The 274-nt window shown below is 49.3% G+C and carries 1 protein-coding gene; it reads left to right on the plus strand.

Features of this window, described 5'->3' with window-relative positions:
- Positions 1-274: hypothetical protein (locus KVT37_RS32220; protein ID WP_217579028.1), on the plus strand; the 274-nt coding region annotated here is incomplete at both ends.

Raw genomic sequence — 274 nt, forward strand, 5'->3', positions numbered from 1 at the left:
CAGCAGCCAGTGCAATCGCAATATGCGATCGTCATCCCTTTGTTGAAAGAGTGTTTGGCGATGCAGTTTTATACATAGACCCGAGAGATCCCGCGCGTTCCATTGATCAGCATCTGTCGTGGGTAAATGAAAACCAATCTGCCGCTTTGCAGATGGCAGAACGCGCTCATTCTATTTTTTTGAACCTTTCACTCGAGCGTTTGCTGGACGAAGCCGCCATTGCACACACAGCACGCCTGAATTCGATCAGGCAGCAATCAGAAGAAGGTTGGGT

Origin of the sequence: Mesorhizobium sp. GbtcB19 (genome assembly GCF_019091085.1) — a bacterium.
GTDB lineage: Bacteria > Pseudomonadota > Alphaproteobacteria > Rhizobiales > Rhizobiaceae > Mesorhizobium.